We start from the raw sequence: 236 nt of genomic DNA, 5'->3' as shown, positions 1-236 counted from the left end.
ACGAGCGTCCCCGGCGTCACAGCGCCGACGGATCATGCCGGCCTCGGATTCGGTTACAAGTGGAACATGGGCTGGATGCACGACTCGCTGCAGTACATCGGCAGAGACCCGATGTACCGGGCGCACCACGAGGGCGAGGTGACGTTCTCGTTCGTCTACGCGTTCGCCGAGGACTACGTCCTGCCGATCAGTCACGACGAGGTCGTGCACGGCAAAGGCAGCCTGCTGTCGAAGTT

General features: G+C 63.1%; 1 pseudogene. It reads left to right on the top strand.

Annotation, left to right across the window (positions count from 1 at the left end):
* A pseudogene (locus KVS71_RS20135) lies at positions 1-236 on the top strand (1,4-alpha-glucan branching enzyme); the annotation flags it as partial.

Origin of the sequence: Microbacterium sp. GbtcB4, from assembly GCF_019091465.1 — a bacterium.
In the GTDB taxonomy this organism is placed as follows: Bacteria; Actinomycetota; Actinomycetes; order Actinomycetales; family Microbacteriaceae; genus Microbacterium; species Microbacterium paraoxydans.
This window is presented reverse-complemented; position numbering and strand designations above follow the sequence as displayed.